Raw genomic sequence first — 3,083 nt, 5'->3', positions numbered from 1 at the left:
ACATACGGCTTTTCCCATTGCTTCGTCGAGTGGCCATCTTTGATTGTTTAGTTCTTAGCGGGAATTTCCTATAACGTTCATGTGTTCACGACGTCCCACCACCTTAAGGCTCCGTCAGGAGCCGGCCGCGATGCGATTAGGTGGTGCGGATGTGTCCGGCTGAATCGACTTCCCTGCTGCTGAAATACTCCAGTCGAATCCACTTCCCTACTCCTGCCGGACCGAGGCGGCTCGTCCGCCGAAGCGTGAACATGGTGTTATAAGATGTCGGGGGGCTACTTGAATAACTTACAAAATGCTCTTCTATTCCCTTGGGTCCAACTTCATTTATTCACGTTTATGTTATTCCCATTATTCCGGCACTTCTAAATATTCAGATACTCTTGATTTCAATATTTCTATTAATTCTTCATCCATAAATTTATAGTCATCTGGTATTCCCAGACATATTAATTGCTTCTGTAATAAAATAAATGAGAATTTGTCTTTCAACCTTCTTATATGTTTCTTCTCCATTACAAAAATCATATCTGCCCATCCAATATGCCCTTCAGTAACCCTGATTCTTGCTCCTTCTTCAGTTCCAGCTGAGCGAACTTCATAACCATTGTAGACATCAAAGATCTTCTCGGCAGTTAAACTGCGCCACTTATTACGACTGCAAATAAAGAGTAATTTAATGTCTTGTTCACCTGATCTTTAAGATTATTTGGTTTAATTATAGCACTTGAAGTTTAGCCTTTCCCCCGATTTCTTATAACGTTCATGTGTTCACGACGTCCAACTCCCTTAAGCCCGGAGGGCGGCCGCGATGCGGTTAGGGAGTTGGATGTGTCCGGCTGATTCGACTTCCCTGCTGCTGCCAATTACTTCTCCGAAATCACATCTAACTCCTGCCGGACCGAGGCGGCTCGTCCGCCGAAGCGTGAACATGGTGTTATAGGATGTTCCCGCCTTCTTCGATTTCTCTCCCATAAAATTCTTCCTACATCGCCGATATACTTACTACAGATGGCTTCCCTATTGCTTCGTCGAGATACTTACTACATACGGCTTTTCCCATTGCTTCATCGAGATACTTACTACAGACGGCTTTTCCCATTGCTTCGTCGAGATACTTACTACATACGGCTTTTCCCATTGCTTCATCGAGATACTTACTACAGACGGCTTTTTCCATTGCTTCGTCGAGATACTTACTATAGATGGCTTTTTCCATTGCTTCGTCGAGATACTTACTACAGACGGCTTTTCCCATTGCTTCATCGAGTGGCTATCTATGTTATTTAGTTCTTAGCGGGAATTTCCTATAACGTTCATGTGTTCACGACGTCCAACTCCCTTAAGCCTAAAGGGCGGCCGCGATGCGGTTAGGGAGTTGGATGTGTCCGGCTGATTCCACTTCTCTGTTGCTGCCAAATACTTCTCCGAGCTCACATCTAACTCCTGCCGGACCGAGGGCCGAATGGCCCGAAGCGTGAACATGGTGTTAGGTGAAGTTAATGACAACTATGATATACTTTCAAAATCACCTTTCATCCATTTCCAATAATTTCAACACTTCTTTCAACTGTTCTTGAAAATCAATTATATCCGACTTTAATTCTCCTTCATTATTTCCTTTTAGATTTTCATCAAAGTTCTTGTATATCAAGTCTAAGTAAGTAAGAGATGTTTTTATCATTACTTCTTCACTACTATTAGAAGGTGTTGATCGGTAATATCCTAATAGATATTCATTATCTTCATTGGTATATAAAGTTCTGGATTCAACCTTATCAACATAGAAATTCATAATCTCTACAGATTTCTTATAAAAACTATCTCGCACATTTGTTGGCGGATTCTTATTAGCTGAGTAAATATCGCTATTGTTACATCCTAATAAAGCTAACATTACTACGGCAGAAAAAAGCAAACTAAAGTGTTTGAACTTCATATGTTTTATGTCCTTTCGAACTTCATTAATTTCACCTAACGTTAATGTGTTCACGACGTCCCACCACCTTAAGCCCGAAGGGCGGCCGCGATGCGGTTAGGTGGTGCGGATGTGTCCGGCTGAATTCACATCCCTGCTACTGCCAATTACTTCTTTGAACCCTCATCTAACTCCTGCCGGACCGAGGGGCGAATGCCCCGAAGCGTGAACATGGTGTTAGACGAAGGTGCATAGAGTTACCCCAGAAGATCTATTTCTCTTAAAAATTCATTAATGTCTCTTAATATCTTATCGTATGGTTTGTTGTCGTGATTTCCATAATTAAAAAAGCCATGCCCTAATCCCTCAAAAGCAATTACTCTTGAATAATTGCCTTTAACTCTCATGTCATCTGAAAAATTAATAACATCTTCAATTGGTATATTCTGATCCTCTGTTCCATGAAAAAATAAACTTGGCGGTAACCCTTTTCTTGTTACCTCCGTTGGAGAAGCAATTAATAATTGATCTTTCATTTCTGGAAAAAGATCAATAAGTAGATTTGAATTCACTCCACCATTTAGTAAAATCATAGCATTAGGTTTAGGGCTTACAAGCACATCATCTTCTTTGTTATTTATCTGGTCAATCATCGCTGCGCACAAACACAAATATCCTCCAGCTGAAGCCCCTACAGCTATTAGCTTGTTCGAGTCAATCCCATATTGAATTGAATTTTGTTTAGTCCAGCGTATTGCCGACTTGGCATTCTTTAAACATTCAATAGGTGAAAATAAGCCCTCAATATCTAGCGGTCGATACTCGACACGAATTGTTACAAAACCAAGTGAAGTAAAATAATTAGCATGTTGTTGAAATTGACTTGCATTTACTTTGTTAGTTGTAAAACCAGCACCATGAAAAAATAAAATGACTGGACGATCAGTCCCCCTTTCCTTTGGCATCTGTAAATAAATCTTAAGATCCTTTGATTTCTTGTAATTGATGGTGATTGAATCCGTCAATAATATCAGCCCTTAAATTTATTCTCTCCGCACTTTCGTCTAACGTTCATGTGTTCACGACGTCCCACCACCTTAAGGCTCCGAAAGGAGCCGGCCGCGATGCGGTTAGGTGGTGCGGATGTGTCCGGCTGAATTACTTC

At 41.0% G+C, this 3,083-nt stretch carries 4 protein-coding genes; all 4 read right to left on the bottom strand.

Annotated features, from left to right (window positions below):
• Positions 1-351 precede the first annotated feature (351 nt).
• Positions 352-681, bottom strand: coding sequence for a low molecular weight protein tyrosine phosphatase family protein (locus ACFPPD_RS26495; protein ID WP_378083972.1), 330 nt, complete (start codon positions 679-681; stop codon positions 352-354).
• A 304-nt stretch (positions 682-985) separates the two neighbouring features.
• Positions 986-1,258, bottom strand: coding sequence for a hypothetical protein (locus ACFPPD_RS26490; protein WP_209752019.1), 273 nt, complete (start codon positions 1,256-1,258; stop codon positions 986-988).
• Positions 1,259-1,528: 270 nt separating this feature from the next.
• On the bottom strand, positions 1,529-1,993 hold the full coding sequence (locus ACFPPD_RS26485) for a hypothetical protein (RefSeq protein WP_209752021.1): 465 nt from the start codon (positions 1,991-1,993) through the stop codon (positions 1,529-1,531).
• Positions 1,994-2,175: 182 nt separating this feature from the next.
• Positions 2,176-2,943 (bottom strand): alpha/beta hydrolase, encoded by a 768-nt coding sequence (locus ACFPPD_RS26480; protein ID WP_378083968.1) that lies wholly within the window; start codon positions 2,941-2,943, stop codon positions 2,176-2,178.
• Positions 2,944-3,083 lie beyond the last annotated feature (140 nt).

This window comes from Cohnella suwonensis, from assembly GCF_042655365.1.
GTDB classification, from domain to species: Bacteria; Bacillota; Bacilli; order Paenibacillales; family Paenibacillaceae; genus Cohnella; species Cohnella suwonensis.
The sequence above is the reverse complement of the archived record's forward strand: the minus strand, read 5'-3'. Positions and strand labels throughout refer to the sequence as shown.